This is a genomic window from Vibrio sp. 10N.247.311.13, assembly GCF_041467595.1.
GTDB classification, from domain to species: domain Bacteria; phylum Pseudomonadota; class Gammaproteobacteria; order Enterobacterales; family Vibrionaceae; genus Vibrio; species Vibrio crassostreae_C.
Map to the genome: position 1 here is coordinate 36,762 of NZ_JBFSUX010000018.1, position 26,597 is coordinate 63,358.

At 44.6% G+C, this 26,597-nt stretch carries 25 protein-coding genes and 1 pseudogene; 10 read left to right on the plus strand and 16 right to left on the minus strand.

Going from position 1 to position 26,597, the window contains the following annotated elements; all coding sequences use genetic code 11:
- Positions 1–74: 74 nt before the first annotated feature.
- The 8 genes and pseudogenes from AB6E52_RS10135 to ltnD form a co-directional block, all read right to left on the minus strand.
- Complete coding sequence (locus AB6E52_RS10135; RefSeq protein ID WP_050647742.1) at positions 75–947, minus strand: patatin family protein; 873 nt, start codon at positions 945–947, stop codon at positions 75–77.
- A 217-nt stretch (positions 948–1,164) separates the two neighbouring features.
- The gene (locus AB6E52_RS10140; protein WP_102320683.1) at positions 1,165–2,616 is read right to left on the minus strand and encodes a catalase; all 1,452 of its coding nucleotides are present in this window, start codon (positions 2,614–2,616) and stop codon (positions 1,165–1,167) included.
- Between the two features lie 286 nt (positions 2,617–2,902).
- A pseudogene (locus AB6E52_RS10145) lies at positions 2,903–4,079 on the minus strand (glycerate kinase).
- A gap of 113 nt (positions 4,080–4,192) precedes the next feature.
- Positions 4,193–5,647 (minus strand): GntP family permease, encoded by a 1,455-nt coding sequence (locus AB6E52_RS10150; protein ID WP_017086589.1) that lies wholly within the window; start codon positions 5,645–5,647, stop codon positions 4,193–4,195.
- A 178-nt stretch (positions 5,648–5,825) separates the two neighbouring features.
- Positions 5,826–6,602 carry a 2-oxo-tetronate isomerase gene (gene otnI / locus AB6E52_RS10155; protein ID WP_102320684.1) on the minus strand — a complete coding sequence of 259 codons (777 nt, stop codon included), beginning with the start codon at positions 6,600–6,602 and terminating at the stop codon, positions 5,826–5,828.
- Positions 6,602–7,249, minus strand: coding sequence for an aldolase (locus tag AB6E52_RS10160; protein ID WP_171349682.1), 648 nt, complete (start codon positions 7,247–7,249; stop codon positions 6,602–6,604). The genes otnI and AB6E52_RS10160 overlap by 1 nt, the downstream gene beginning before the upstream one ends.
- 11 nt (positions 7,250–7,260) lie before the next feature.
- Entirely contained in the window at positions 7,261–8,517 is a 1,257-nt protein-coding gene (gene otnK, locus AB6E52_RS10165; protein ID WP_102320685.1) for a 3-oxo-tetronate kinase, read from the minus strand.
- A gap of 2 nt (positions 8,518–8,519) precedes the next feature.
- The gene (gene ltnD, locus AB6E52_RS10170; protein WP_017072298.1) at positions 8,520–9,434 is read right to left on the minus strand and encodes an L-threonate dehydrogenase; all 915 of its coding nucleotides are present in this window, start codon (positions 9,432–9,434) and stop codon (positions 8,520–8,522) included.
- Positions 9,435–9,714: 280 nt separating this feature from the next.
- Between ltnD and AB6E52_RS10175 the strand changes: the two genes are divergently transcribed.
- Together AB6E52_RS10175 and AB6E52_RS10180 are read left to right on the plus strand one after the other, a co-directional pair.
- On the plus strand, positions 9,715–10,473 hold the full coding sequence (locus AB6E52_RS10175; RefSeq protein ID WP_017072299.1) for a DeoR/GlpR family DNA-binding transcription regulator: 759 nt from the start codon (positions 9,715–9,717) through the stop codon (positions 10,471–10,473).
- A 180-nt stretch (positions 10,474–10,653) separates the two neighbouring features.
- Positions 10,654–11,115, plus strand: coding sequence for a hypothetical protein (locus tag AB6E52_RS10180; protein ID WP_102320686.1), 462 nt, complete (start codon positions 10,654–10,656; stop codon positions 11,113–11,115).
- A gap of 43 nt (positions 11,116–11,158) precedes the next feature.
- Here the strand turns inward: AB6E52_RS10180 and AB6E52_RS10185 are convergent, their stop codons facing one another.
- From AB6E52_RS10185 to AB6E52_RS10200, 4 genes are all read right to left on the minus strand, one after another.
- A complete protein-coding gene (locus tag AB6E52_RS10185) occupies positions 11,159–13,390 on the minus strand; it encodes a hypothetical protein (RefSeq protein WP_102320687.1) in 2,232 nt (743 codons plus the stop codon).
- 431 nt (positions 13,391–13,821) lie between these two features.
- Entirely contained in the window at positions 13,822–14,160 is a 339-nt protein-coding gene (locus AB6E52_RS10190) for a hypothetical protein (RefSeq protein ID WP_017060926.1), read from the minus strand.
- A 199-nt stretch (positions 14,161–14,359) separates the two neighbouring features.
- Complete coding sequence (locus tag AB6E52_RS10195; protein ID WP_102320688.1) at positions 14,360–15,334, minus strand: Gfo/Idh/MocA family protein; 975 nt, start codon at positions 15,332–15,334, stop codon at positions 14,360–14,362.
- Positions 15,335–15,337: 3 nt separating this feature from the next.
- Entirely contained in the window at positions 15,338–15,661 is a 324-nt protein-coding gene (locus AB6E52_RS10200) for a putative quinol monooxygenase (RefSeq protein WP_102320689.1), read from the minus strand.
- A 106-nt stretch (positions 15,662–15,767) separates the two neighbouring features.
- Here AB6E52_RS10200 and AB6E52_RS10205 point away from each other — a divergent pair, with 106 nt between their 5' ends.
- A complete protein-coding gene (locus AB6E52_RS10205) occupies positions 15,768–16,625 on the plus strand; it encodes a LysR substrate-binding domain-containing protein (RefSeq protein ID WP_017069718.1) in 858 nt (285 codons plus the stop codon).
- Positions 16,626–16,653: 28 nt separating this feature from the next.
- Here AB6E52_RS10205 and AB6E52_RS10210 read toward each other — a convergent pair whose 3' ends face one another.
- From AB6E52_RS10210 to AB6E52_RS10220, 3 genes are all read right to left on the minus strand, one after another.
- Positions 16,654–17,862, minus strand: coding sequence for a winged helix-turn-helix domain-containing protein (locus AB6E52_RS10210; RefSeq protein ID WP_102320690.1), 1,209 nt, complete (start codon positions 17,860–17,862; stop codon positions 16,654–16,656).
- Between the two features lie 34 nt (positions 17,863–17,896).
- Positions 17,897–18,544 carry a DsbA family oxidoreductase gene (locus tag AB6E52_RS10215; protein WP_017060931.1) on the minus strand — a complete coding sequence of 216 codons (648 nt, stop codon included), beginning with the start codon at positions 18,542–18,544 and terminating at the stop codon, positions 17,897–17,899.
- 180 nt (positions 18,545–18,724) lie between these two features.
- Complete coding sequence (locus tag AB6E52_RS10220) at positions 18,725–19,522, minus strand: Cof-type HAD-IIB family hydrolase (protein ID WP_102320691.1); 798 nt, start codon at positions 19,520–19,522, stop codon at positions 18,725–18,727.
- Positions 19,523–19,784: 262 nt separating this feature from the next.
- Here AB6E52_RS10220 and AB6E52_RS10225 point away from each other — a divergent pair, with 262 nt between their 5' ends.
- From AB6E52_RS10225 to arsB, 5 genes are all read left to right on the plus strand, one after another.
- A complete protein-coding gene (locus AB6E52_RS10225; protein WP_017064013.1) occupies positions 19,785–20,948 on the plus strand; it encodes a glycosyltransferase family 2 protein in 1,164 nt (387 codons plus the stop codon).
- Positions 20,945–21,607 carry an START domain-containing protein gene (locus AB6E52_RS10230; protein ID WP_065583761.1) on the plus strand — a complete coding sequence of 221 codons (663 nt, stop codon included), beginning with the start codon at positions 20,945–20,947 and terminating at the stop codon, positions 21,605–21,607. Before AB6E52_RS10225 ends, AB6E52_RS10230 begins: the two co-directional genes overlap by 4 nt.
- Before the next feature lie 31 nt (positions 21,608–21,638).
- Positions 21,639–22,046 carry a glycine zipper family protein gene (locus AB6E52_RS10235; RefSeq protein ID WP_029235181.1) on the plus strand — a complete coding sequence of 136 codons (408 nt, stop codon included), beginning with the start codon at positions 21,639–21,641 and terminating at the stop codon, positions 22,044–22,046.
- 192 nt (positions 22,047–22,238) lie between these two features.
- Complete coding sequence (locus AB6E52_RS10240) at positions 22,239–22,580, plus strand: helix-turn-helix transcriptional regulator (protein ID WP_017064015.1); 342 nt, start codon at positions 22,239–22,241, stop codon at positions 22,578–22,580.
- Between the two features lie 109 nt (positions 22,581–22,689).
- Positions 22,690–23,745 (plus strand): ACR3 family arsenite efflux transporter, encoded by a 1,056-nt coding sequence (gene arsB / locus AB6E52_RS10245; RefSeq protein WP_102320692.1) that lies wholly within the window; start codon positions 22,690–22,692, stop codon positions 23,743–23,745.
- Between the two features lie 83 nt (positions 23,746–23,828).
- On the opposite strand, the gene AB6E52_RS10250 is transcribed toward arsB, so the two are convergent.
- Entirely contained in the window at positions 23,829–24,719 is an 891-nt protein-coding gene (locus AB6E52_RS10250; RefSeq protein WP_102320693.1) for a LysR family transcriptional regulator, read from the minus strand.
- 130 nt (positions 24,720–24,849) lie between these two features.
- On the opposite strand from AB6E52_RS10250, the gene AB6E52_RS10255 reads away from it, so the two are divergent.
- Both AB6E52_RS10255 and AB6E52_RS10260 read left to right on the plus strand, forming a co-directional pair.
- On the plus strand, positions 24,850–25,281 hold the full coding sequence (locus AB6E52_RS10255; RefSeq protein ID WP_102320694.1) for a PACE efflux transporter: 432 nt from the start codon (positions 24,850–24,852) through the stop codon (positions 25,279–25,281).
- A 448-nt stretch (positions 25,282–25,729) separates the two neighbouring features.
- Positions 25,730–26,584 (plus strand): MIP/aquaporin family protein, encoded by an 855-nt coding sequence (locus tag AB6E52_RS10260; protein WP_019827050.1) that lies wholly within the window; start codon positions 25,730–25,732, stop codon positions 26,582–26,584.
- The last annotated feature ends 13 nt before the right edge of the window (positions 26,585–26,597 follow it).

Consider the following 26,597-nt stretch of genomic DNA (forward strand, 5'->3'; position numbering starts at 1 on the left):
TACAAATACAAAGCCACGCTATTCTGAAGTGAACAGCGTGGCTTTGTCGTTTATCCAGTATCCTAAAAACGTTCCTAGACGCAGAAATGACAATCTTCGGTGTCTAAACCATACACGCCTTTTCGAATGGCAAGGTGCTCTTCACCCGCTTTAATGCCCATCTCATAACCTGCATTAAGAGTACTTTGATCCATAGTTAAACGCTTTACTGCGAACGCTTCTGGCGGCGCTATCACTTTAATGGTCGCATCTTTGGGTGGGTTACGAATGAACTCCAGAGATTGATTGTAGTTGTCGGCACGCACCGCCATCGACTCAGCAATATTTGGGAATTTCTTTAATAGTTTCTTCAGCATCCATTGGTGCTTTTGAGGCTTCATTCGGTAACTTAAAGGATGAGAAAGAATCACCGTAATGTCTCGCGCACCACGACGGTATGCTTCACGCACCGGAATCGAATCCGCGACACCACCATCGGTATAACAGCCACCAGAGAAACACGGTGTTTCGCGGTAAGCGATAGGTAAAGCGGTGGTCGCTTCCACCACGTTAGAAAGGTTTTCTGGCTTAATATGGTAGTAGTCTGCACTGCCCGTATCGACATTTGTGACAGCAGCAATGAGTGGGATACTTGAAAACAGCTCACCACAATCGAGCGGATAACGTTGATTGGATTCGTTCCATAACCATTTAACGTCTACCAAGTTGCCGCCCTTGGCAAAGCGAGCAGGGTTAAAGAAGGTCTTATCGGTCGCCATCGTGGTGATCACATCATAACTGCGTTTTGGTGCATGAGATAAGTAGCCAACCAGATTCGACACACCTGCAGATACGCCGATGGCAAAGTCATAAGGACGGAAATCGTCTTGCATAAAGGCGTCTAAAACTCCGGCAGCAAAAATGCCTCTCATTGCTCCACCTTCAACGATTAATGCGCTCTTATTCATCTCAAACTCTTCTACTTTATAAACTGATAGTCGTAGAATAATCCCATCACTCTTACAAAGATAATGGGATAGATTTATCAATTCGATAGGTAAAAACTATCAATGTGGATTATTAAATTTTTCAATGATTTAGGGTTGCTTAATAAACAGCGAGATCAAAAAAGGCCGTTGAGTGATTCACTCAACGGCCTTTCAATTAACGAATCAAGATGATTGATTACGACTTAAATTCGCTCACATCGATTTCAAGCAGTTTACCAATGCCTTCACCGTATGCAGGGTCAGCTTTGTAACAGTGTCTTAGGTGACGCAATTGAATCTCTTTTGGCACGCCGCCTAGGTTGCGAGCAGTGTTATCAAAAAGAATCGCTTGCTTCTCTGGTGTCATTAGGCGGAACAAGTCACCCGGTTGCGAGAAGTAATCTTCATCTTCGCGGTGATCCCAGTGTGCTGCTGCGCCATCTAGGTTCAGTGCTGGTTCAGCGAAATCTGGCTGCTCTGCCCACTGACCTTCGTTGTTTGGCTCATAACCTAGTGTGCCACCGAAGTTACCATCGACACGCATCGCGCCATCACGGTGGTAGCTGTGTACTGGGCAACGAGGAGCATTCACTGGAATGTGCTGATGGTTAACACCCAAACGGTAACGTTGTGCATCGCCGTAAGCAAACAGACGGCCTTGTAGCATCTTGTCTGGCGAGAAGCTGATACCTGGAACCACGTTCGCCGGGTTGAATGCTGACTGCTCAACTTCAGCGAAGAAGTTTTGTGGGTTACGGTTTAGCTCAAATTCGCCCACTTCAATTAATGGGTAATCAGCGTGAGGCCAAATCTTAGTTAAGTCGAATGGGTTGTAAGGAACCGTTGCCGCATCAGCTTCTGGCATAATTTGAACTTTCAACGTCCATTTCGGGAAATCTTGGTTATCGATGCTGTCTAGCAAATCGCGTTGGTGGCTTTCACGATCATCACCGATCACTTGTGCCGCTTCTTCGTCAGACAAGTTCTTAATACCTTGCTGAGATTTGAAGTGGAATTTAACCCAGAAACGTTCGTTGTCAGCATTGATGAAGCTGAACGTGTGACTGCCGAAACCATGCATGTGGCGGTAAGTCGCAGGGATACCGCGATCACTCATCACGATAGTAATTTGGTGAAGTGCTTCAGGTAAAGAAGTCCAGAAATCCCAGTTGTTCTTCGCGCTGCGCATGTTAGTGCGAGGGTCACGTTTAACGGCGTGGTTTAAGTCTGGGAACTTAAGAGGATCACGAAGGAAGAATACTGGCGTGTTGTTACCCACCATATCCCAGTTGCCTTCTTCAGTATAAAACTTCAACGCGAAACCGCGAATATCACGCTCCGCGTCCGCTGCGCCACGTTCGCCCGCTACCGTTGTAAATCGTGCAAACAGATCCGTCTTTTTACCGATTTCAGAGAATAGTTTAGCTTTGGTGTATTGAGTAATATCGTGAGTCACAGTGAAAGTGCCGTAAGCCCCTGAACCTTTCGCGTGCATACGACGCTCTGGAATCACCTCACGATCAAAATGCGCCATTTTTTCTAAAAACCAAACATCTTGAAGAAGTTGAGGACCGCGTTTACCCGCAGTTTGGACATTCTGGTTATGAGCAACAGGACAACCCGCAGCTGTAGTTAATTTTTTACTCATCATCTATTCCTTATTACCTTTTAGATGCACCATCTTTGTTGCATCTTTACTTCTGAATGGTGGCTATTCATCACACAAAACCACGCAGTAATTAAGGATATAGAATACGCCTGGGCTAAAGTAAAATATAATCGTTTGTATTTATCGTTATCATGGATAAAACCTATCAAATTAATGATCTAAATCATAATCATTCAATATTGACAATAATATTTACAATATAATAATCATGAACTTACAACACGCAGAAAACCAAAGCTAGGCGCAGCCTACCTCGTAGAAGCCACTATTTTTGAGATATTTTGTGACCTAACCGTAAAGTCGCTGCGATATTTCTTGCCGTTCTTGTTAAGTTAAGCTCCGCCTCTTGTAATACTTTTTCTAAAGTTTGTGGCGATCTTACAGTTCCAAACAAGCTGCTCATTTCGCCGTAAAGCACTTCTACTTCGGTGCCTAAAGATCCGGCAATTCCTATGGTTGGAATGCCCTGTAAGCTCGCACGTTTGGCAATGCCATAAGGTGTTTTTCCTTGCAGAGTTTGATTGTCCATTTGCCCTTCACCGGTAATCACAAGATCTGCGCCTTTCAATACTTCATCGGCTTGCAAAACATCAAGCACCATCTCAATACCCGGTTTAATCTGCATGTTAAACAACAAACCAAGCCCCATTGGAGCACCACCAGCCGCGCCATAACCAGTACGCTTGTGAACGGGATCATCCCCACGAACACAACCTTGCGATTCAACTACTTGATTGAGCAAAATTCTCAAGCGCCTTATCAAGCATCACAACTTGTTCTGGGCTTGCGCCTTTTTGTGGGCCGAATATATGGCTAGCACCGTTATCACCACACAACGGATTATCGACATCGCACGCCACAATTAACTCGATATCAGCATAGCGTGAATCTAAACCAGTAAGATCAATCGATGATAAATCAGCTAGTGCAACGCCACCTCGGTTAAGCTCTTGCCCTGCATTATCTAACAGTGTCCCACCTAATGCTTGAACAATACCTGCACCGCCATCATTAGTTGCACTGCCACCCAATCCAAGAATAATCGTTTGAGCGCCCTGCTCTATCGCCTCCAAAATCAATTGCCCCGTTCCGAATGAAGAAGCAATCAATGGATCACGCTGCTCTGGTTTCAACAAGTCCAAACCCGATGCAGCAGCAATTTCAACCAGTGCCGTTTTGTTCGGGTTGCTATTGGATGACTCAAGCATCGCCCATTCAGCATTAACTTGTTGCCCTAACGGCCCTTCGACTTGCCTATGTCGCTTTTCACCAACAAGCCCTTGGAGCAATACATCCACAGTCCCTTCACCACCATCAGCCAAAGGCAATGTTACGTATTCAGCGTCTGGGAAGATTTCACGAAAGCCCTTTTCAATACACGCCGCCACAGATACAGCCGATAGAGATTCTTTAAACGAGTCTGGTGCAATAGCAATTTTCATACTGAGAGATCCAAAAGATTAGTAATTTTGATGAGTGCCCGATCCAAAAATGCCCCTATTGAAGATCAGCAAGCTAATCACTTAATAGGGGCAGTATATAAAGGTAAGTAGTATTAGTTAGTAACGGCTGTCTTTACTTGTGATTTCTCTTTGCTTTTTAGCCACACGAATACAGCACCTAGAACCGCAATTGGAATCAGTGGGTCGATCAACGTACCGCCTTTACCAAACACTAAGTTTAGAATCATGATGATGCTTGCACCAATCGCCCATGCGATAGTTGAAGACACAGACCAGATCTTAATTTGGTCAGCAAGTTCAGTAATACCTAACGTACGGTTGATGATGTGGAAGTATGAATCGTTCAAATGAGAGAAGCCAACCGGACCTACCGCACATGCAAGTGCTACGAATACTGGGTCTAGACCTAACGTTTCAACCAATGGCAGCGTCATCGTTGCTGCAACCATCATTGATGCCGTTGCTGAACCTTGGATTAGACGAAGCATTGAAGCAATTGCTAGTGGTACAAGTAGTGGTGGAATACCGCTGCTCGCGATAGCTTCGGCTACTTGAGGGCCAGCACCTGATGCTTTAAGTACTGCACCCATTGCGCCACCACAGCCAGTTACCACAAGAATTAGACCTGTAGTAGACAGAGCATCATCCATAGAGCTAACCATGTCTTTGCGCTCAATATGACGAGTAAGACCGTATAGCGCCATAAGAACACCGATACCAACAGCAACCACTGGGTTACCAATCAACGAAATAACGTTGTGCATTGCAGTGTCACCTTGACCAACAAGCGTGTTGATTAGGATGAATGCGATTGGCAGCAGAATTGGACCGAATGATAAAAAGTTACTTGGTAGCTCTCTGTCATCTGTTTCTTTTACTTTCTCAAGGTTTGCCCAATCAGCTTGGTTAGTAATCCATGTCTCACCGTTTGGTACGCGGTAGTACTCGTTACCTACTCGGCGAATATAAATCATAGAAAGAAGCATCATAGGGATAGAAACCATCAAACCCCATAACATGTATTCACCTAGATCTACACCCAGAATTCCAGCCACAGCAACTGGACCCGGTGTTGGTGGCACAAGTGCGTGAGTGATAAGCAAGCCAAGCGCTAGAGTTACACCAAGGCCAACCGCTGACTTACCCGTATCACGTGAAATTGCGCGAACAAGAGAATGCAAAATGATGTACGCAGAGTCACAGAAAACTGGGATAGCGACAAGTACACCTGTAAAACCTAGTGCTAAGTCTTCACGACCTTTACCACACAGCTTTACAAACGTTTTTGCCATTCTAACAGCCGCACCAGAACGCTCGAAACACGCGCCCATGATAACGCCGAACGCGATAATCAAACCAATACCACCAAGCACGCCACCAAAGCCGGCTTTAATTGCGTTGATCAGCTCTGTTGGTGCCATACCAGCGAATAGCCCCATGATGATACTTGCAATAATCATCGCAAGCGCCACTGGGATTCTTGTTTTAATGATCATGCCCATCATGGCTAAAATGCCAATTACGATGCCTATCAGTGCTCCATCCATTTTTATATTCCTTTTGTCTCTTTCTTCATTTTTAGAAAATTTGTAGGGTGGTGCATATGGGTGATACCGGGTCACCCATTGCACTTTATCGTTATGTGTTGGCTTACCTGTAAGCCGTGTTATCTAAATCAGTTTTTACTTTTATGATTCGTTACATATAAACGCCATTCACACCGCGCTATAAATAACTTTTTACCCAGCTAAGCCCCTCTTCTGTCGTGCTTCTTGGGTTATATTCACAGCCAATCCAACCTTGGTAACCTGAATCATCCAAAACACTAAATAAATGTGGGTAGTTCAGTTCGCCTTCCGATGGTTCATGCCTCTCTGGTACAGAAGCAATTTGGATATGACCGGTATAAGCAGCAACTTCACGAATCAAAGTACTTAAATCACCATCCATGATTTGCGCGTGATAAAGGTCGAGTTGAAGTTTCACATTTGGTCTATCGACCAACTTAATCAGTTCGACAGCTTCACGTTGATGCGCCACAAAATAGTTCGGAACATCACGGCTATTAAGAGGTTCAATCATCAATTCGATGCCTTGCTCAGCAAACTTATCAGCCGCAAAACGAATGTTTGAGATGAAGGTTTCAACGTGTTGTTGCTTAGTAAAGTTCTCATTCAATATGCCGGACATTGCATGGACTTTTTTACAGCCCAGAGCTTTCGCGTACATAAGCGCCGTATCAACACTAGCTTTAAATTCCTCTTCACGATCTGGAATAGCGGCAAAACCACGCTCACCCGCATCCCAATTACCTGGAGGCATGTTAAAAAGCGCCTGCTCAAAACCAAATCTCTGCATTTTTGCTGCAAGCTCTTCGGCCTCAAATGCATAAGGGAATAGGTATTCAACAGCTTTGAAACCGGCTTGGTGTGCTTTTTCAAAACGCTCTAGAAATGGTACTTCTGTGAATAACATCGTTAAGTTTGCTGCGAACTTAGCCATTATTTGCCTCTCCCTTTTAAATCCATCACTTCTTCGTCCGTTAGGTAACGGATATCATTCCCTTTCAATAAGAATGCTAATTTGGCGGTCTCTTCTAGCTCTTCAGCGTTATCAACGGCATCAACAAAGTCAGTGCCTGTTACTACTGGGCCGTGGTTTGCTAACAAAAATGCTCGATAATCACCTGCTCGTTTTGCCAACTCTTCAGCGATTTGTGGGTCACCCGGACGTAGGTAAGGAATCACTGGTAACTCACCAATTCGCATCACGAAATACGGTGTGAAAGCCTTAATCGCGTTATTACGATCCAACCCTTCAAGGCAAGACAACGCGGTAAGGTAAGTAGAATGCAAATGAACAATCGCATTGCATTCTGCATTATTTCTATAAATCGCTAAGTGGAATGCCGCTTCTTTAGAAGGCTTCTTACCTGAGATGTGGTTGCCATCGATATCAACAACCGACAATTCCTCAGCGACAAGGCGACCAAATGAAGAGCCTGTTGGTGTTGCTAGAAAATGCCCATTAGGTAATTTGATAGACAGGTTACCTGCACCACCAGTGGCGTAACCTCGTTCGAACATTGAACGAGCGAGCGTGACCATTTGCTCTCTTAACTGCTGCTCGTTCATCAAAACTTTACTCATTTGAATCTCGCTTATGAAAAGAATGATTGAGCTTTAGCGAAGAAGTTTTTATCACCAAAATTGCCCGATTTTAGCGCTAGTGATAGCTCACCTTCGACCGATTTAACCCAAGGCACACCTGGTGCGATTTGAGGGCCAATATGAAAACCTTTCACGGCTAGACTTTGCGTCACTACGCCTGATGTTTCACCACCAGCAACAATGAAGTTTTTCACACCATGTTGGTGCAGTTTGATAGCGAGTTGACTAAAAAACTGTTCAACGGCGTGGCTTGAAGCTTGTGCGCCGTACTCTTCTTGAATGGCTTTCAGTGCGGCGGCATCTGCGGTTGCATAAACCAAAGGAGCAAACTCGCCTTGGTTATTGGTCATCACCCAATCGAACACATCATTGGCGTATTGATCATTGGTTAAGCAAGCCTTCACATCGATAGCAAAGTGAGGAGCAAGCTGCTTGTATACCGCAACTTGTTGGTTAGTCATCACTGAACAAGAACCAGAGAACACAACGGTTGGTGCTTTGACTGGGCTACCGGCATGTTTTGCATCACTTTGGTCAGCAAGATGTCCTGTCCAATTTTTAGCGATACCAGCAGCTAGGCCTGAGCCACCTGTGATTAGCTTCAGAGATTTAGCCGCTTGACCTAACGTCACCAAGTGCTCTGCATTAAATGCGTCTACCACGGCGTAGCGACTACCTTGAGCTTTGAGTTCGTTAAAACGAGCGGTAACCGCATCAGCGCCCTGTTCAATCGTTTGAAAGTTAACTAAACCGGAAACACCTTCTGATTGTGCGTCCATCATTCGAACCACACTTGAATCCGTCATTGGTGTAACAGGGTGATTACGCATACCTGAATCACTGAGCAACTCACCAAAAACAAACAAGTGACCGTTGTAAACCGTGCGACCATTTACTGGCAATGCAGGGCAAACCATAGTGAAAGATTCTCCAAGTTCCGCCAAAAGTGCATCTGTTACGGGACCAATATTGCCCTCAGCGGTACTGTCGAACGTTGAGCAGTATTTAAAGTAAAACTGTTGGCAACCTTGAGATTGAAGCCATTTAAGCGCAGTAACCGAATCCGTCACCGCTTGGTCAACTGGGCAAGAGCGAGATTTAAGGCTGATCACCACAGCATCTGCTGATGTGTCAAACTCTCCCGTTGGAATCCCATTCAGTTGAACAGTGCGCATACCGTTTTCAACCAAGAAACCAGCAATGTCTGTTGCACCTGTAAAGTCGTCTGCAATAACACCTAATAACATGATTATTTCTCCGCCTTTGACGTGTTTACACCCGGCAGGTCAATACCTTGGAAGACTTTTATCACTGCACTGTCGTCTTCTTGACCAAATCCAGCATTACTCGCGCTAACGAACATGTTCAGTGCAGCACTTGATAATGGGAGTGGGAATTTCAGGTTTTGAGCGGTATCTGATACCAAGTTCAAATCCTTCACAAAGATATCAACCATAGATTTTGGAGAGTAATCACCATCGACTACGTGCTTCATGCGGTTCTCGAACATCCAAGAGTTGCCCGCTGCATTCGTAACAACGTCGTACATCAAATCAAGCGGAATGTTTGCGCGTGCGGCTAGTGCCATCGCTTCAGCGCCCGCAGCAATATGAACACCTGCTAGTAACTGGTGGATAATCTTAACGGTCGCACCAAGGCCAATGGTCTCGCCGATGTTGTAGACTTTAGCTGCAGTTGCATCAAGTACCGGAGCCAGTGCTTCAAATGTGGTCACCGCACCTGAAGCCATAATCGTCATTTCACCCGCTTCTGCTTTTACTGCACCGCCGGACACTGGCGCATCCAGCATCACAAGATCATGTTCAGCAAGCTGAGCTTCGATTTGTTTCGCGTCTTCTGCTGAGATCGTTGCCGAGACCATAACTGGCGTGTTAGGTCTCAGTGCCGCCGCAAGACCAGTCTTAAACAGTACCGTGTTAACTTGAGCTGCATTCACAACCAATACCAAAACTGAATCAAGTTTGTCGGCAAACTCAACCGCGCTTGTAGAGACCGCTTTTGCGCCATATTCACCCAAGTTTTCAAGCGCTTGCGGATTCAAATCGAAACCATATACATCAAGGCCTGCACGCACGCATGACTTCGCTGCGCCCATGCCCATAGAACCTAAACCGATAACACCAACAGATTGAACTTCTTTCATAGCAAGATGCCTTTCACGTAATTATTGAATTCTAGATTTGTTAATTCTTGTTTATGTTTGTGATTATATGTGAAGCAATCGAATGCGACTTAGTGACAAGTCACACATTTAACAAAAGTTAACATTAATGAGTAATTTAACCCTTTAGAGGCATTAGATAAGGGTAATTTCGGCAGCAATCACAGTTCTAATTGCTATTTCACAACAGATATTCACAGATATTCACAAAACAACCAAAGATTGATAGGATGATGAAAAATAAGAACATAGAAGAAGAATCATGATTCCAGCGGAACGTCAGAGAACCATTTTGTCACTATTATCACACCAAGAAGTGATCAGTATTTCTGAGCTTGTTGAGCACTTAGAGGTGTCTCATATGACTATTCGTCGAGATATCGTAAAGCTAGAGACATCAGGGAAAGTGATTTCAGTTTCGGGTGGCGTTCAGCTGACTAAAGCACTTCACAGCGAATTGTCACACGACATCAAGGTAGAACAGCAAGCAAGCGAAAAAGCTCAAATAGGTCAACTAGCTGCTCAATTGGTTCCTGAGTATTCGACTATCTACTTAGACGCTGGAACAACCTCTTTGGAGATCGCTCACCAACTTGCAGGGCGAGATGATCTGCTTATCATCACCAATGACTTCGCGATTGCCGCATACCTAATGAACAGCACACAATCTGAGATTTACCATACTGGTGGCAAGATTGACCGTGAAAATCAATCGAGTATTGGGGGAAAAGTAGCTGAGTTCTTGGCAGGGATGAATATTGATATTGCGTTTATCTCTTCTTCATCTTGGAATCTAAAAGGGCTCTCGACACCTTGTGAAAATAAGGTATTAGTCAAACAAGCCATTGTTCAAGCAGCTCATTCAAACTATCTGATTTCAGACTCAACCAAATACGGACGTATCGCTACTTTCCACGCCTTAGATTTAAGTGCGCTTGATGGCGTGATCACCGACATTGATCTTTCGAGTAGTGTGATTGATGAGCTTCAAGACAAAGGCATCAAGGTCATTAATTCGTAACGGATCCCTCATCAAATTTCAGGCTCACCAACCAAACATTCAGAACCTGAATACCACCACTCCAAAATCATCTGTTTATCTACTCGATAAAAATAATTCTTACAATTAAGCGTTTATATTCATTAATAATATTGGCGGCGGGCGGCATAATAGCCGCGAATCCTTCTAACGAGTTTGGTTATGTTCTACAAGCGTCTTTTGGTATTGGCTTTACCGCTTACTTTTGTGTTTCCCATCCATGCTGAAACGTTTGGTGAGCGAATGGCGCGCATCGAACAAGAGAATGTACTGGCGAAAACCATGAGTGAAGAACAAGTTGAATTGATACAAAAAGTCGTACAGACCAACCACTGCGCTAAAGTGGCGTTAACCCATCACCAACGCATTTTGGGGCAATATAAGGTTGAGACGTCTTCTTCGGAGTTATTCGTAAAATGGCGTCAACTCGGTAAGCAGTTAGACGCTCAATACGAGACAGATTACCCCGGCTACCCTAAGCACGATTTTCAAGAATATCCAGCAGCTTCAAGCAAAGTCGATGGCTACCTTTTTGCTCTAATCGACAATGGTTTAAACGAGCAATCGTGGATCGCCAAAGAGTTTAAGCAGTGTAAAAAGAATAAGCTCATATCCCGAACCTAAGCTCTAGTCTGCTCTGGTTCGAGAGCACTCACTCGCATTGGTTCTAATAAAGTAAGAACAGCCCTTCATAACCGCCAATTTCGATTTCACTCACATAGTCACCAACGTTGCCGTTAGCATCAACAGGTTTCATTGGGACATCCAGCGCAATGGTGAGTTTTGCCGCGTCATAAAAGCTCTGATTCTTACCGTGGAAATCCGTGCGATACAACACACGACCATTGCTGAACTCTCTCGCTAACACCATGTCCTCAGGACCACCAGCAACCACCTGATTTTCAGATTGATACATAAAGTACGTGAACGTCGGTAGAACGTGAGTCATGCCATTGGGCAGATCAGCATGCACCATTTCGTTCATCGAGGAATCGCCAACGATGGTGTAGTCAGCAGGCTGAGGTGTCGTTGTCGAAAGCATCAAAGGAATCGGCGCAAAGCCATGTGGGATTTGATGACTCGGCTCTCCCAAGTCAACGGCCAATAACGAACTGGGTTGGTAGGCGATGTTTTTAGGGACACCACTTTGCCAGAAAGTGTCAGCCGTCGTATTGCCACTTCCATAGACGTAACCATTGTTCCACTGATTAAAGTAGCTATGTTGAGCGTGTCGATTGAGGTGGTAGATCGCTAGGGTCGAGTATTGGTCTTGCTTCCAATTATCTTCACTATTTCCAAGATACTGAACTCGCCCATAACGCGTTGTCGCCTGAAAAATAACACTTTGCCCATTGTAGGCGAGCGCAGAATTATCCCAGAATTTTGAGATCCCCGAGTAACCACTAAACCCAGTAGACGGAAAAATGTAGTGCTCGCGTAAATACAGAGAGCCCGCCTCGCTAAGATGAGACTGTCCATTTCGACCCAGTAAGTTCGCGGTTCCGATATTCAACCCAATCGACGCATCACTTTCTAAAGCAGAAAGATTTTTGAGAAACGCTGAAAATTGTTGCTTGTAGAGATCATCCGCTTGATTCGAACCCGCAACAGCTCCTAACTCTTGAACATGCCCGCCAGAGTGAACATAGAACTGGTTCGAGCCAATGAGTTTATTTGTGTCGTCGTTGTACGCACCATTCAAACCTTGTCTTGCCCAGCTTTGCTTGTAGTAGCGATGAATAGCAGATAGATAATCCGCGTTTGCGACGTTCGTTAGCGACCAAGATGAGTTAGCGCTCCACATTCGACCAAATGGCACCACTCTTGATTCCCAACGAAAACGTGCTGTCGCGTTCTTATTGGTTCGATTTCGATACTCGCTTGGCGACAAGTAGTTATCACCATCTAGGTCTGCAGACACATCAAAACCACGGATTTTTCGCCATTGGCTGATAGCATTGCCGTCCGGGGTTGAAGTCGGAGCATCGGTTAACTTGACGGTTGGAAAACTGTTTTTGAGTTTTACTTCTTTTAAACGCGGCCTGTCGTCGGCATTCTCACTTTGCCAACGAACTCTCACAACGTATAAGCGCCCACCATCTCTCAAAAAGGTTGAACCAAAATACTGGCCGCCGCCATAACTCGCACCGCTCCCATCATGAGTTGTAGCTCTTAACCAGTTATCCGGAAGGTTCCAGATCACCGATTGGTTTTTGGTCATATTGAGCGTTTTGTCTTTCTTTACATCAAGCCTTTCCCATTGTGAAACCCTACCCTGAGAATCAATAGCAGTTGGGTATTCAATCCAAAATTCACCGCTGCCAGCAAACTGTGAGAACTTAAAGGTCAGCCGTTCGAACTGTTCAGCATGATAGACATACAAAGCCCCACCCTGTTCGAAATTCTCAAACACATCGGCATCCCACGGAGGCTCTTGATACAACCAAAAACCAGCATGGTCTTCACTGGCTGTATAACCCAAGATCATAGGTTTTCGGTTTAAAAGGGTCTTTTCGCCATGAGTTTTATCAACTTCGGCAATGACAGTATCTTCAGAAAAGTGCAGGAAATAGTCTTCGAAATTGAGGCCTTCTAACTCAGCTTGGTTACGGAGATCGTTCTCCAACCAACCCGAGTTCATCGCCATGACTTGGTTGTACATATAACCAATTGTCGTGGCCCGCTCATTGTCGGCTTTGTCGGCATAAGCTCCGAACACAATATCACTGTTGGAAATTTCCCAATCAATGACGGCATTCGTAGATAGTGGGGAGCCCAAAAGATCAACACCAACTTCATGTTGCCCTGGCATCACAACCGCTGTACCAACAGCAAAAGCGTAACCAGCGATTAAACATGACGGTATGAGTGCGAGCAGCCCAGAAATGTAGGTTTTCATGATTCAAATTTCCTAATCGATACTGTCATGCCTTAAATCACAAAACGAAAAGTCAGCCAACTTACGTGTCAATTTAGGAATCAAAATACGAAAAAAGTATCGACTACATGGCTCTATTGTTCAAGTGCTCGTCTGTCTTGTTTCATCGGTGGCAAGTAAAACGAGCAAATGCCGATTCAAAATCAATGCATTAAGGAAAATATAAGTTTTTGTGATTTTAATTTTATTTGGAAACCAAGTATCTCCGGCTAACGAGAAATCAGCTCAGATTTTCTCAAAATGAGAATAATACGGTTTGGAAGATGAGAAGTTATCAGAGCCTAGAACTCAGAATAGGACTTGGATTTGCTGTATCGAATCTCAGTTTGAGCGCCACACTATTGAAACTCAATTTGGATAGGCTGTCTAAACAAGAACGATGACAACGCTCCTTAAAGCCTCTTGTTCCACTTCCCTTGATGGTCGCGATCGCAATTTTCTTGCGTATCGTAGCTAACATGCTTATCGATATTCTTCAGTTGAATTCCAACTTGATTGAACGCTTGTTGAATAGCCCCTGAGACACTCTGTTGACCTTCGCCACTTAAGAAGTTCGTTCTATCCTGATTGGTATCGAATACACAGACAATTTTCAAACTTTGCGGAAAAGATGAGAAGTTGACCGAGTGAGTCACCCATAAAAAACCATCGAAGCCTTTCAGCGTGTCTTCACAAACGTCAGTTAACACGTCTCTGATTTGATTCTCGATTTTCTTATCTGATTTACGCATGCGGCAAAGGTCCTATTTAACACCTTAAAAAATAAGGTTTTTCGGTCAGTTTCGTACTAGCTGATATTGGACACTGTGGCGGTTTCAAATGCAAAGTATTTATTGGGGAGAGTCGACTGGAAGATATAGAGGAAACGCCTCATGTTTGATAGCTTACGAGGCGATCAAACATGAGACGAGTATAGAATTTACTAAAACATTAGCTCGCCGCTTGTTCCCAATCAGTTAATAACTTCATGATTACGCGAGAGTCTTGATGAGTTGCCATTGGCGCAGCAAGTTGTGTGTCACCTCGCTCAACCGCTTGGCGAATATTACGCACTTGATAATGGAAGCCATCGCCTTGCGCTTCGACTTTCACTTCACGTGTCGACGTTTCATAGATCTCTACCGTAAACGTGTTTTCTGCCGTCGGTAGCCATGGATTAGTATCTAGCGTGATACAGCCTTTGCTGCCTAGGATCGTAAAACCATGCTTTAAACCGTGGTCTTCAGCAGTGTGGATTTGTGCGGTAAAACGGTCGTTGAAATGCATCATCGCCGACGATTCACAGATATTGCCATCTTCGCCTCGTCGACCGATTGCTGAGATCTGCACGTCATCGAACACGCTCTCACCAAATTGCTGCTGCGCAACAGAATGAACCAGCGACATTGGATAACAACCTAGGTTGTACAACGCGCCTTTGCTTGCTGGGTTCACGAACTGATCAATCGCCGCAACGTAGGAACCTTGAATTGAGCGCACTTCGCCGATCTCACCAGTTGCCAGTTCTTGATGAAGCTTGGTGATAAGTGGATGGTTTAAATACATCAGACCTTCAGCAAAGAATACGCCCGCTTCTTTCACGGCTTGTAAAGCTTGCTCGGTTTTTTCCATATCAACCGATAACGATTTTTCACACAAGATCGCTTTGCCTTTTTGAGCCGCTTTAATCACATACTCATGATGAACATGGTTTGGCAGAGCAATATAGATAATGTCGACCGACTCATCTTCAATCAAGGCTTCATAGCTGTTGAAGGTTTGTGTTGGTTGGTATTGGGCAGCAAACTCGTTAAGTGTTTTTTCAGTGCGACCAGCAACGGCATACAGCTCGCTTTGAGCATCGCCTTTAATTGCATCCGCCATTACACCTGAGATAAAACTGGTTCCTAGAATTCCCCATTTCATGTCTTAGCTCTCCTGCTCTTGTGCTTTGATAGGCCCACGTTGCGTTTCGAATGCTTGAACCAACTCGGTAATATCACGCTCAATAAACGCTTGGGTATGAGGCATCACAAAGTGCTGATTGATCGCCTCGCGGTTTGCGTATTGCTCAAGCAAGATCACACGATCGCTTTGGCTTTGATCATAGGTTGCAATTGCTTGGAGGCAGCCCGGTTCGCTTTGCATGTCTAAACAAAACTGTTCGATAGCTTCGAGCGCAGCTGCTCGTTCTATGTTGGTTTTGATCTTAAGTTCGGCAGTAACAAAGATAGTTTCATTCGTTTGAGGCATTGCACGCTCTTATTTTAGTTAATTATCGGTTTGCCATTAATATAATTAACCCCTAATAATTGATAAACTCACGTTTTGTTTATTGTTTATCAACCAAAAGTGTTCAATGGATAAGTTAACCAGCATGAAAGTCTTCGTCTATGTGGTGGAACAAGGTAGCTTTCGCAGCGCCGCAAACCACTTCAACCTGTCGGCGACCATGATAAGCAAACATGTCCATTCCTTAGAAGCCAGTTTGAAGTCTCAGCTGATCCACCGCACCACGCGTAAGCAATCGTTAACCGATTCAGGACAACTTTACTATCGTGAGTGTAAGCGAATTCTCGAAGACATCAGCAATGCAGAGAACCTGATTCAAACCTTGGAAAATCAACCACAAGGCACGGTAAAAATAAACTGCCCTGTCACCTATGGAAACAAGGTACTTGCCCCTATCGTGGCCAAATTTCTCGCACATCACCCAACCATCAACGTTGAGCTGATGTTGAATAATGACCTTGTCGACCCTTATTCATCCGACATTGACCTGATTGTGCGAATTGGCGACCTGTCCGATTCAAGCTTGGTCGCAAGGTATTTAGGGGATTATGAGATGTGTTATTGCGCGGCGCCCGCTTACCTAAACCAACATGCTGAAATCAGAGTATTAGAAGACTTGGCACAACACCCATCGCTTGGATTCAGTTACAGCAGCCAAGCTCCTCACGCCACACCGAATAAAGAACGTGTGCGCTTGATGTCGAATAATGGTGATGTGTTGCGGTATGCCGCCCTGCAGGGTGTGGGCGTGTTGTTGCAACCGACTATCTTAGTCGCAGAAGAGATTGATCGTGGAGCGCTGTTGGAAATCCTACCCGGCATGGCGCCGTTACCAAAGCCGATTCACTTGCTCTACAAAACCAAGCAACTGTCGTTGAAGAACAGAACCTTTGTCGAGTTCTTGTTAGCTGCGTTTGCTGAGTAACTAAGCGCTTTCTAAACAACAAAGACCGCTAGACTGTTTGCCATTGGCTCATCAAGCGCTTGCCAAGATCAGAGGGCGTGGTGTTATGGACGATCATCTCATCACATTGGTTGAACACCATGAAGTGTTTTAGTTCATCGCATAAAGCATGAACCAACAACTCATGGTTTTTAATTCGCTCTTCCACAACCAAGTTACGGATATTGAGCAAACCACTCTTCCTGTCGACCTTGCAATCCATTCGTGCCACCAGCTCACCTTGCCACAGAATCGGTAAGCTAAAATAACCAAACTGACGCTTGGCCTCTGGAACATAGCATTCTAGGAGGTAATCAAAGTTGAACAATGATTGCATTCGCTTTCGTTGAATCAGCAGGTTATCAAACGGAGACAGTATCTTAAGCTTGGTTCTGGAAAGAGGTTGATTCAGCAGTTCAAAAGCACCTGGCAGGACATAGTAATCAGAGCCTTGAATATCTACTTTCAGAACCTGCTTATCTTCAAGCATCTGTTGGAGTGCTCTCTGAATCAAAGGCTTTGTGTTCTTGAGTAGGTAGCTCATTTCCGACGCTATTCCAACTCCGTTAGCCTCTAAGTAACGCTTTATGAGATGCTCGATGTACTCTTGTTCTGTCGGCTCAGAGGTATCAATTCCGCTCGGTAAAACTCGCTCGGTTAGGTCATACACCTTATGAAAGTTAACTCGGCTTGGCACCATTAAGTCGCCTTGCATGAACAATGTTTCTAATGCTTGCTTGGCCGGTTTACCGCCCCAACCGCCGGGGTTTGGCCTATCCCCTTCAAAATCTTTCGCCATCAACGGCCCTTCATTCTCAATACGTTTGAGAACATGAGCCATCAGTGCGTCATCCTTTTTATACCAATGCTTGAGCTTACCGCTCGCAAAGCCATTCTTGCGGTGTAGGCTGAATCGGAAGTCACGCATGGGTAAATACGCGGCGGCATGCGACCAATACTCAAATACTTCTCGACGCTCTAACAGCTTATCAAGATGGTTCAGTTGGTAATCTTGATTGCGATTCCAAAGCGTGTGGTGGTGAGCTCGCTGAATCACAGAGATGGTATCAATTTGCACATAGCCAAGGTTTTCAATCGCAGACAACGTGTTCGCCAAAGCGCCCCCATTGCATTGCTTTTTAGGTGGCAACTTCTTAGGCGGCAGCTTTTGCGAAAGCAATACCAGTTTTTGAGCTTGAGCGAGTGACAGTGATTCCATGAAATTCAGACTCTAATTGATAGCAATGATCCGTTTATGATTCAGCAATAAGCTCTTGAAGAATCTGCTTGTAGGTTTCTACCGTCTGCGCGCCCGTTACTGCACTCTTACGGTTGAACACCACAGTAGGAACCGCAGAGATCCCCATGCGTTGCCATTCAAACTCTTGCGCTTCAATTTGCTTCAAGTTGTCGGTGTTCTTTAGGCGCTTCAGTGCCTTCGTTGAGTCTAAGCCAACCGCTTCAAGCTCTTGTGCAATGACTTCAAGATCGGACAGGTCTTTTTGCTCTGTGAAGTGAGCAGCAAAGAAGCGTAGCTTTAACTCAGTCTGTTTGCCGTGCGCTAGTGCAAAATCGAGAAGCACATGCAGGTGACGGGAATTGACCATTCTCATACTGTCATAGAAATTGAAATCGAAACCAACCGCTTGGCCGCGAGCCGAAAGCTGTTCTCGTGAACGTTGGCTCTCTTCTGCGCTAGAACCGTATTTTCTCATGATATGGGCACGCAGGTTTTCGCCCTCTTGCGGCATGTCAGGGTTAAGCTCAAACGGCTGCCATTCAAGTTCAATCTGGTCTTCTAAACCAAGTTCCGCAACGGCTAGCTCTAAGTTTTTGTAACCGACTACGCACCACGGGCACATTACGTCAGAAATAATATCAAGTTGAAGTTTCTTGCTCATAATCATTCCAAATATCGTTACTAAGGCGTATCCAATTCAAAGTGAATACCCATCTTTCTGGTTAGACTACAACAAGCTGAACACTCGTTCAAATTTAACTCAATACAACAGCAGCCAACAAAAAAGCCAACTCATTTTCACGAGTTGGCTTTGATAAAAATCGAATCTAGCTTAAGAGCGTTACGCTAGCAACTTCTCAAGTACTTGGAACACACCCGCGTCAACGTTACTTGGCGCACCAAAACGTGCGATCTCTTTCAGCTTAGGATGTGCGTTTTCCATTGCGTAAGAGTGGTAGCTCTCTTTAAGCATTTCCAAGTCATTCAGGTAGTCACCAAAGCTCATGGTCTGCTCGTAAGTGAAACCTAATGTGTTTTGCAGATGCTTGAGCGCCGCACCTTTTGACGCTTCAGCGTTCATCACATCCAACCAAATTTTTGCGCTCACAACCACTTGGTAATTCTCACCAAACTTAGCGTCGATGCTTGGGTTTACTTTCTCTTGTGAACCATCAAAGTGGCAAATAGCAACCTTGATGAAATCGTCTTCTACCGCCAGCAAGTCTTCTACTTGCTCACGGCGATGGTAGTACTTAGAGATCTCAGTTAAAGCACGCTCGTCTTTGGTTTCGATGTATGCCGACTTCTTACCACACAACACAACATGAGCGCCTTCGATAGCTCGCGCTTCTTTGATGATGTCTTTGATGGCATCAGTATCAAGCAAGCAGCTGTAAAGTTCTTGGCCTTTGTGCATCACTAATGTGCCGTTTTCAGCAATAAACATCATGCGATCTTTAAGCGGGGAAAATGTTTCTAGCAAGCTGTAATACTGGCGGCCAGACGCGGCAGCAAAAATAATATCTTGCGCTTCTAAGCGCTCATAAAGATTGAAAAACTCAGGGTCGAGCTTTCCATGCTCATCGAGTAAGGTGCCATCCATATCAGTCGCGATAAATTTGATATTTTGTTGGGGCATGTCGGGCGTACCTATTATTGGATTATGATCATTCGTTATCTTGAGTAACGGTTCTGGGTTCGATTATATCGCTAGAGTCGCTGGTGAATACAATGCTTATTTTACCGCCTGTCAGTCACTGTTTCACATCTTTCCAAGGCAAACGCTAACAGAAGCGCATTCCAGTTTGAAGGGTTAAGTCCTACATACAAGATGTGCGCTAGGTCACACTCCACTATATTCTTTCCTGTCTCTCCATCACTTTATTCCGACCACAGTCATTATGATTTTAGCTATTATTACGACCTTGCTTTGCATCGTTACCGTCAAGTTTCTAATTACACTTGCGAACTTAGAGCGCCATCGTATTCACATTGAACCTAAAATATCGTTCAAAAGAACTGAGTGGCCGACTGTTTCCGTCATTATTCCTGCGCGAAATGAAGAAGACAATATTGAAATCAGCCTTGGCTCTCTATTGAAGCAGAGCTACCCAAAAGACAAGTTTGAAGTCATTGTTGTTGATGACTTTTCTACTGACTCAACCCGTGCAAAAGTAGAAGCATTGATCAGTAAGTTCGACGTTAACGCGCGCTGTATTTCAGGTAGAACGTTACCGACCGGATGGCTTGGTAAGAGCAATGCATGTATGGCTGGCGCACTCAACGCGAGCGGTGAATATGTGTATTTCATTGATGCAGATACCGATTCAGCACCCGCGATGCTACAGAGCGTTATCGACTTTGCTATCCAACAAAAAACTGATCTCTTATCGTTTAATCCAAAACAAACTTTTGCGTCTGTGGCAGAAAAAGCGACCTTGCCGGGCATCTTTCTATCGATCGCATCTTATATGAACTTTAAAAACTCGAACGACATGACTAAGGAAGAAGCGATTGCTAACGGTCAGGCGATGTTGTTTACCCGAAAATCCTACGACGCAGTCGGTGGACACGCCGCAGTAGCAAACGCGATATCGGAAGACATCGCCTTTGCAAAAGTCATGAAGGTCAATGGATTTAAGATTTTCTGGGCATTTGCAGACAAACTAATGAGTACGCACATGTATTCAGACTTCAACTCAATCTGGGCTGGCTTTTCCAAAAACATGAATCTTATTGTGAATTGTCAATCGCAAGCACAAGCTTTAAAAGTCTTCATCAAAGCCAACATCATCGCATGGGCGGGACCGCTTTTGATGCTTGTATCGGCGAACGCCTTCATCAGTGACATGTCTGCCATTCATGCTTATTCGCTCATTGTCAGCTCTGTGATGCTCTTGGTGTCGATCGTCACCTACTTCATTTTGGTTAAGGAACTGTTTGTTCCCGCAAAATTTGCGTTAACCGTACCCTTCGGTATTTGTGTTCAAAGCCTACTCGTGCTGAACAGTTACCGCTTATCTAAAACCAATAAAATCAGCTGGAAAGGGCGCTCATTAACATGATGAATAAGATTATTACTTTGCTTCTTCTTGCTTGTTCAGTTTCGGTGTTTGCATCAGACACCGATGGCTGGTCACTGGCACGCGATAAAAAAGGCATCGAGGTTTATAACCGTAAAATTGAAGGCAGTCACTTTAAAGAATTTCGAGCAGAAGGCGACATCAACGCGTCCCTCACTTCTATTATCGCACTCTTTATCGATACCTCTGTTGGCACGCAATGGGTAGAAAACATCGATGACATGGAAGAAATAGAGCATTTTAGTGCGGCGCACACGATCACCAAAACCTATACCAAGGCACCTTGGCCAGTTGCCGATCGAGAAGCTATCGTAGAGAACGTCATCACTCAAGATCCAGAGACGATGGTTGTCACCATTGATCAGCATGGTAGGCCTGATTACCTGCCAAACAATAATAAAAAAATCATCAGAGTGGCTGAATTAGAGGCGAGTTGGATCCTGACACCAATCGACGAAAACACCACCCATATCTCTTATCGAGTATTGAGTGATCCAGGTGGCGATATTCCGTATTGGCTCATTAACATGGTGGCCGTTTCTCAGCCTTACAACACGCTTCGCGGGTTATCTAAGATGTTGGATTCTGGTGAGTACACCGATCGTCGCCTTGATTTCATCGAGAACTACACGTCACTTTAACAATGCAATGAATACTCTAGAGGTCTATATTGTGAAATTTCCATTCTCTCCAATCGCAGCGATATTGCTTGTAGCATCAAGTTCAGTATTTGCTAATCAAATTATTGTCGATACTAAAGGTGTTGATGAAACACAGTATCACGCCGATCTGTATGAATGTGAGCAATACGCTCAACAAGTGAAGCCTGAAGAGGTCGATTCTCTTGGCAGCGATATTGTCGGTTCAACCGCTAAGGGTGCAGCGCTGGGTGCGGTTGGTGGAGCCGTCTCTGGCGGGAGTGGTCATGATGGTGCAAAAATTGGTGCTGGCATCGGTATTATCAGCGGCGCTTTAAAGCACGGTGCTCAAAAAAGACAATCCGCCGAGCTATCTGAGCAGCAGAAGTTTCAAGTGAATCGTAACTGTATGATCAACCGAGGCTATACCGTTCTTAACTAGCGGATAACCGAGCAAAATGGCGTTTAATCGATGTTCACGCCATTTTGCGTAGCTGAGTCAAAGCAGAGTTCAACCATAGTCCCTGAATCGCCACCTTAAAGTTCGTTCAAATAGACAGTGAGCATTGACCCCTATTTAAAATAGGCTTATCATTAATCGTCTTTTAACGATTAATGAAAGTGAGACGTCAATATGAACTCAACTTGCTCGACATCTGGTGGCTGTTCTCTGCCCATCGAACACGGTGATGCTAAAGCAGAAAAGCAAATGGCCGCACTGGCGAAAGCACTCGCTCACCCAGCAAGAATACGTATATTGAGTATCCTTTCCACGTTAGAAAAATCGGGCGGCTGCTTGAACAGTGATCTGGTGAGTGAATTGGGTTTAGCTCAATCAACGGTATCAGAGCACTTAAGAATATTGAAAGCCTCAGGTTTTATTACGGCTGAGTCGATTCCGCCGAAGATGTGTTACCGCATCGACCGCGACAATATTCAACGCTTCGAATCGATATTTAACAGCATTTTAAAATAGAAGTTCACGCTTGAATGATCGGCTTTGATAGCCTTTACTTTTAAGCGTGTTTTTTTGCCACAACCAATCGTTTTTCGACGATTTACGATATCAACTAAGAGAGATTATCATGAAACCAAAGTTAGGTTTTCTAGATCGCTACTTAACACTGTGGATTTTTATTGCCATGGGCCTTGGTGTACTACTCGGCACCCTATTCCCACAGATCGAACAGTGGAACGATTCAATGTCTGTTGGCACCACTAACATTCCGCTTGCGGTTGGCCTTATCTTAATGATGTACCCACCTCTGGCTAAGGTTAACTACAACCTGCTAGGCACTGTGGTAAAAGATAAGAAAGCCATTAAGCTCTCTTTGATCATGAACTGGATCGTTGGTCCAATTCTGATGTTTGTATTGGCACTAACTTTCTTGGGAGACCACCCAGGTTACATGGTTGGGGTGATTCTGATTGGTCTTGCTCGTTGTGTGGCGATGGTTCTGGTTTGGAACGACATCGGCGGCGGTAACAAAGAGTACGGCGCGGCATTGGTTGCTCTAAACAGTGCATTCCAAGTGGTGAGCTACAGCTTTATGGCGTGGTTGTTCATCAGCGTTCTTCCACCAGTATTTGGTTACGAAGGCATGTTGGTTGATATCTCGATGATCGACATTGCACACAGTGTACTTATCTACCTAGGTATCCCATTCCTAGCGGGCTTCCTAAGCCGTAAGATCCTTGTGTCGATGAAAGGCGAGCAGTGGTACAACGACGTATTTATTCCACGCATCTCTCCAATCACACTGATTGCACTACTGGCAACCATCGTTCTGATGTTCAGCCTGAAAGGTGAAATGATTGTTGAACTGCCAATGGACGTTCTATTAATTGCGGTTCCACTGACTATCTACTTCACTGCGATGTTCTTCATCAGTTTCTTCATCGGTAAAAAGATGGGCATCGAGTACGACAAGAACGCATCAATTGCATTTACAGCAACAGGTAACAACTTCGAGCTAGCGATTGCCGTGGCTATCTCAGTATTCGGTATCAACTCAGACCAAGCGTTTGCAGGCGTTATCGGTCCACTGATTGAAGTCCCTGTGCTGATTTACCTTGTGAACGTGGCGCTTAAGATGAAAGACAAGTACTACAACGGTCAGACGGTTAAACCTAGCGTATAGCATCTACATCTAGAACTAGAACTAACAAAAAGCAGCATCACTTTGAACAGAAAGGCTCACACGTTAAACGGTGAGCCTTTTCTTTATTCAGTTTCGTCTAATAGGCCTTTCAATGCTTGTTCAAGCCAAAGTAATGCAGGACCTTTTGAGCGTGTTTTAGACAGAACAAGATCAACCGGAGGCGACCATGTTTTGTGATCGAATGAGACATTAATCTCCACTAAACGCTGCTTATTCAGCTCCTCTTCGACAAGGTGCTTGGGTAAGTATGCCCACCCAATATCGCTGCCAAGTACCATCTCTTTGATCACAATAAAGCTGTTTGACCACCATACCTTTCCGGCAATCAGCGGAAACTGATCCATCACCTTGCCTTTGTCTCCCCTCAACATTAACTGACGATGCGGGAGTAAGTCAGTGAGTTTCGCCACACCTGTTTTTGCGAGCGCATGACTTGGATGACACACAGCAATAAACGGTAAGTGACCGATAAAGCATGGCTCAGAACCGACATCAAAAGCCAAGTTGGTAAACATCAATCCAATGTCGGCTCTCTCTTCGATAATTAACGGATTGACCTCTGTTGTGGTACACGCAACCAGTTCAACTTCAGTCGCCGGGAATTGATAACTGAACTGACTAAGGATCTTAGATAAGTTCGGAACCAGTAATGAATCATCTAATGCAATTTTGATGAGCCCCTCTTCACCGCTACCCATCGCACTAACCGTCACATTCAGATCTTCAACCTGAAGCACGATTGCTTTCACCTGTTTAAATAACTGCTCGCCCGCTTTGGTTAGTGAAGGCTTTCGAGTCGAACGATCAAAAAGCTCAACATTAAAATCGATTTCAAGATTACTGATGCCTTGGCTCACCGCCGACTGAACCTTACCCAAATGACGAGCACTGGCAGAAAATGACCCTAATTCAACGGCATACACAAACATTTTCAGCTGTTCAATGTTGTACATTCGGTTTCTCCCAAAACTTACTATCACAATATGTGATGCTAACTATCTTTATATTATCACTTAAGTAGATACTATCTAGCCAAGTCATTAGCCCATCGGCGGCTATTTAATCGTAAAGAGAGTTAGAAAAATGTCACATAAAGAACGCATGTTGCACATGGTGCTATTTGAATTGGTTGCTTTGGTTTTGATGGCAGGGCTTGCAACCTATATTACAGGACACGGCGCAGGTGAAATGGCAGGCTTAGCGCTCGCAATATCATTGATAGCGATGGCTTGGAACTACGTTTACAACTATGGCTACGACAAAATTTACGGAACAGACCGAAGCAAAAGAACCACGAAAACACGTGTCCTGCACGGATTAGGTTTTGAGCTTGGCTTAATGACAGTGACTCTACCTGTCTTGATGTGGGTTCTACAACTCGACTTCCTAACCGTACTGATCATGGACATAGGCCTAGTTATTTTCTTCGTACTTTACGCGATAGCGTTCAACTGGGCGTATGACTCAATTCGAGAACAATTGGTAGCGAAAGGAAAAGTTGCAGCTCTGGTTTAGAGCGGTAAGTTCGTCTCGTATAACAAGAACATACACCCAAATGAAAACTGCCAAACTACAACATAGTTGGCAGTTTATTCATTTATGCATATAAGCTCATTTGTTAACGCCCTTGTTACATAGCAAAAACATCACACAGCCCTCCCTAATTAAGTCTAATAATCCGCCACTCACGAAGTAGCATCACAAATCCAAACATAAACTCCTCGTACCAGTTGCGCATTCATTTACATATAGGTAGTTTGAGCGGCTTCGCAACCTATCAATTCGAGCAATGACGTTCATGCGAGCATCTTTTTCGAGCAAAAGTGTTCGGATTAACATTTCAAGTGACTTTAATTAACAATTTTATGCTCAAACGCTCACTTTTAATGTTCGTTTATTTTCGAGTTCGCAAATATATGCACAATACACGTGCTAGATAAGCAAAACTAAAAAGGACTCGAACATGACAACAAACAAACACCCTTCTTTATTTGGGCAATGCTTGGCTGAATTTATCGGTACAGGATTACTCATATTCTTTGGCGTTGGCTGTGTGGCCGCTCTGGTATTAACTGGTGCGACATTCGGACAATGGGAAATCAGCATCATCTGGGGCTTCGGTGTTGCGATTGCAATTTACTGTACTGCCGGCGTTTCAGGCGCACACATCAACCCAGCCGTAACGATTGCACTGGCCATGTTCCATGGCTTTGATAAAGCAAAAGTGGTGCCTTACATCATTTCGCAACTGCTTGGCGCTTTCTGCTCTGCAGCATTGGTTTACAGCCTGTACAGCAACCTATTTACTGACTACGAAATCGCACATAACTTCGTTCGTAGCAGCCAAGACGCACTATCAACTGCTGGTATCTTCTCGACTTACCCACATGCTTCACTTTCTTTCTTCGGCGCTTTTGCTGTGGAATTCGTGATTACTGCAGTGTTGATGTTTGCCATTTTAGCGTTAGGTGATGAGAACAACGGCGCATCTCGCGGTGCAATGAACCCTCTACTGATCGGTATTCTTATCGCGGTTATCGGTGGTTCTTTAGGTCCACTGACGGGCTTTGCAATGAACCCTGCTCGTGACTTCGGACCAAAACTGTTCGCTTACTTTGCAGGTTGGGATTTCGCACTAAGCGGTGCACGTGATATTCCTTACTTCATCGTTCCAATTCTTGCTCCAATTGCTGGTGCGTGTTTTGGGGGTTGGTTGTACCCACGTGTTATCGGTGCTTACCTACCAGTAGAAGGCCAAGGCTGCACAATTCCAAACCAATGTGAAACAGAACAAGAAGCTGAACAAGCTCAAGCTTAATCCCTAAGCGACC

What these genes read in the sequence shown, in the direction of transcription:
- AB6E52_RS10135 (WP_050647742.1), bottom strand. Translation starts at nt 947, where the DNA reads ATGAATAAGAGCGCATTAATCGTTGAAGGTGGAGCAATGAGAGGCATT.
- AB6E52_RS10140 (WP_102320683.1), bottom strand. Translation starts at nt 2,616, where the DNA reads ATGAGTAAAAAATTAACTACAGCTGCGGGTTGTCCTGTTGCTCATAAC.
- AB6E52_RS10150 (WP_017086589.1), bottom strand. Translation starts at nt 5,647, where the DNA reads ATGGATGGAGCACTGATAGGCATCGTAATTGGCATTTTAGCCATGATG.
- otnI (WP_102320684.1), bottom strand. Translation starts at nt 6,602, where the DNA reads ATGGCTAAGTTCGCAGCAAACTTAACGATGTTATTCACAGAAGTACCA.
- AB6E52_RS10160 (WP_171349682.1), bottom strand. Translation starts at nt 7,249, where the DNA reads ATGAGTAAAGTTTTGATGAACGAGCAGCAGTTAAGAGAGCAAATGGTC.
- otnK (WP_102320685.1), bottom strand. Translation starts at nt 8,517, where the DNA reads ATGTTATTAGGTGTTATTGCAGACGACTTTACAGGTGCAACAGACATT.
- ltnD (WP_017072298.1), bottom strand. Translation starts at nt 9,434, where the DNA reads ATGAAAGAAGTTCAATCTGTTGGTGTTATCGGTTTAGGTTCTATGGGC.
- AB6E52_RS10175 (WP_017072299.1), top strand. Translation starts at nt 9,715, where the DNA reads ATGATTCCAGCGGAACGTCAGAGAACCATTTTGTCACTATTATCACAC.
- AB6E52_RS10180 (WP_102320686.1), top strand. Translation starts at nt 10,654, where the DNA reads ATGTTCTACAAGCGTCTTTTGGTATTGGCTTTACCGCTTACTTTTGTG.
- AB6E52_RS10185 (WP_102320687.1), bottom strand. Translation starts at nt 13,390, where the DNA reads ATGAAAACCTACATTTCTGGGCTGCTCGCACTCATACCGTCATGTTTA.
- AB6E52_RS10190 (WP_017060926.1), bottom strand. Translation starts at nt 14,160, where the DNA reads ATGCGTAAATCAGATAAGAAAATCGAGAATCAAATCAGAGACGTGTTA.
- AB6E52_RS10195 (WP_102320688.1), bottom strand. Translation starts at nt 15,334, where the DNA reads ATGAAATGGGGAATTCTAGGAACCAGTTTTATCTCAGGTGTAATGGCG.
- AB6E52_RS10200 (WP_102320689.1), bottom strand. Translation starts at nt 15,661, where the DNA reads ATGCCTCAAACGAATGAAACTATCTTTGTTACTGCCGAACTTAAGATC.
- AB6E52_RS10205 (WP_017069718.1), top strand. Translation starts at nt 15,768, where the DNA reads ATGGATAAGTTAACCAGCATGAAAGTCTTCGTCTATGTGGTGGAACAA.
- AB6E52_RS10210 (WP_102320690.1), bottom strand. Translation starts at nt 17,862, where the DNA reads ATGGAATCACTGTCACTCGCTCAAGCTCAAAAACTGGTATTGCTTTCG.
- AB6E52_RS10215 (WP_017060931.1), bottom strand. Translation starts at nt 18,544, where the DNA reads ATGAGCAAGAAACTTCAACTTGATATTATTTCTGACGTAATGTGCCCG.
- AB6E52_RS10220 (WP_102320691.1), bottom strand. Translation starts at nt 19,522, where the DNA reads ATGCCCCAACAAAATATCAAATTTATCGCGACTGATATGGATGGCACC.
- AB6E52_RS10225 (WP_017064013.1), top strand. Translation starts at nt 19,785, where the DNA reads ATGATTTTAGCTATTATTACGACCTTGCTTTGCATCGTTACCGTCAAG.
- AB6E52_RS10230 (WP_065583761.1), top strand. Translation starts at nt 20,945, where the DNA reads ATGATGAATAAGATTATTACTTTGCTTCTTCTTGCTTGTTCAGTTTCG.
- AB6E52_RS10240 (WP_017064015.1), top strand. Translation starts at nt 22,239, where the DNA reads ATGAACTCAACTTGCTCGACATCTGGTGGCTGTTCTCTGCCCATCGAA.
- arsB (WP_102320692.1), top strand. Translation starts at nt 22,690, where the DNA reads ATGAAACCAAAGTTAGGTTTTCTAGATCGCTACTTAACACTGTGGATT.
- AB6E52_RS10250 (WP_102320693.1), bottom strand. Translation starts at nt 24,719, where the DNA reads ATGTACAACATTGAACAGCTGAAAATGTTTGTGTATGCCGTTGAATTA.
- AB6E52_RS10255 (WP_102320694.1), top strand. Translation starts at nt 24,850, where the DNA reads ATGTCACATAAAGAACGCATGTTGCACATGGTGCTATTTGAATTGGTT.
- AB6E52_RS10260 (WP_019827050.1), top strand. Translation starts at nt 25,730, where the DNA reads ATGACAACAAACAAACACCCTTCTTTATTTGGGCAATGCTTGGCTGAA.